At 29.7% G+C, this 1,724-nt stretch carries 3 protein-coding genes; all 3 read left to right on the forward strand.

Annotated elements, in window-relative coordinates:
• Positions 1-287 precede the first annotated feature (287 nt).
• A complete protein-coding gene (locus tag WBQ70_RS10665) occupies positions 288-656 on the forward strand; it encodes a hypothetical protein (RefSeq protein ID WP_423913904.1) in 369 nt (122 codons plus the stop codon).
• Positions 657-819: 163 nt separating this feature from the next.
• On the forward strand, positions 820-1,314 hold the full coding sequence (locus tag WBQ70_RS10670) for a hypothetical protein (RefSeq protein ID WP_423913906.1): 495 nt from the start codon (positions 820-822) through the stop codon (positions 1,312-1,314).
• Between the two features lie 169 nt (positions 1,315-1,483).
• A partial coding sequence (locus WBQ70_RS10675) for a hypothetical protein (RefSeq protein ID WP_423913907.1) occupies positions 1,484-1,724 on the forward strand: 241 nt, incomplete at its 3' end.

The following is a 1,724-nucleotide window of genomic DNA, read 5'->3' on the forward strand; positions in this document are numbered from 1 at the left end:
TTTGCTGTTTCTGAAATAGTTAAATATTCACTCATAACCAAATTATACAACATTAGACATTGGTTACAAATATAATAGAAAATAATTCAAACTTCCAAAACAAAAATGAGAAAAAAAAAGAACGACAGATAACAGGCGTTACACGAGATTTGGGCATTTGGCTGAATTTAAAGATTGTTTTGTATTTGGAAAATTTGTGTTTAACCGAAAAATCTCGCATCTTTAATCCCAAACCTCGTGTAGCGCCAGAACGTTAGCAGTAATGAAAAACCAACATACTAAAATCAATGACTATAGAGCAAGTTCAAAAAAATTCATCATATTTATTTTACTGCAAAGAATATTATTTTGCCGGAATTAAACCAACGGATTTCATAAGTAATAAAAATAACGGTTACAAAGAATTAGTACAAATTGCCAAACTTTATTTTGAAAAAAATTTGTTAGAAGAATTTGCTACGTACCTAAAGGAAGGGCAATATTTTATCCAATTGTGGACAGCTCATTTGATTTTAGAATTTGGAAATCCTGACGAAAAACTTAAAGAATTATGCTTAGACGAAATTATAAACTATTCAGAAAATCCTCTTGCGCCAGAAGTCGCGATTCATGAAAAAAAATGGTTGAAAGAATACTATGAAAATGGAAATAAATAACGATTCACTACTGCTAACCGCCATTTTGAGCTAGCTGGAGTTTAGTGGAATTATCGTTTCGCATCGAGTTTTCGATAAGCCGAAAATTGAGCGGTTACGAACTTCCAGCCATCTCAAAGTGGCATAACGTTAGCCGTTATTTTACTAAAAAACAGAAATAGATATGAAATCAGAATTTAATTTTAGAATTTACTTATTACCATTTCTAATGTTTTTTTTCTGTGTGTTTTTCTTAATCGGATTACTTGATGGATTATTTAAGAATGATTTTGAAAAACATACAGAACAAATATTATATGGATTCTTTGGAACATTGATTTTTGGGCTAATTATATTATATCAATTCAAAACTAGATTGCTTTCAATTCAATTTTCAAATAATAAATTAGAAACAATTGATTTTTTTAAAAAACATAATATCAAAAGTTTCAAAGAAATAGATGGATTTGAAAAGAGAATAGTGAAAGGGAAGTTTGAAAATTTTGAATATTTACATCTGTTGAGCAATAATAAAAATGTTGCTGTAATATCTCAAACGTATCATAAAAATTACTACGAATTAAAAGGTTTTGTCGAAGAGAATTTTAAGTATTTAGGTATGTCAAATTATGGACACTTGAGTGAAATACAAGCAATATTGACTTTAAATTATCTGTGAAATAAAAAAAACAACGGCTAACACACGTCTTGCGCCATTTGCGAATTTAGTGGAATTATCGTTTTTAATTCGTATTTTCGTTTAGCCGAAAATACTCGTCTTCGTAAGTCGCAAACGGCGCAAGGCGCGAGAACGTTGTGTGCAATTCAAAAAAATAAAATCGTAGAAAATGGCTTTCGAATTAAAAAATGTAGTCCCTTGGGGCAGAAATTTATCAGAATACAAAAATATGTTCAATTTGAGTGAATCGGATTTGAATAGAAGAATAATAAGTTTTGGAGATGGTCCAGCAAGTTTCAATTTCGAAATGGACTCAGAAGGAAAAAAATGTATTTCAATTGACCCAATTTATCAATTCACAACACAAGAACTAAAAGAGAGATTTAATGAAGTTCGAAATGAAGTTATGC

The organism is Flavobacterium sp. (assembly GCF_049590715.1).
In the GTDB taxonomy this organism is placed as follows: domain Bacteria; phylum Bacteroidota; class Bacteroidia; order Flavobacteriales; family Flavobacteriaceae; genus Flavobacterium.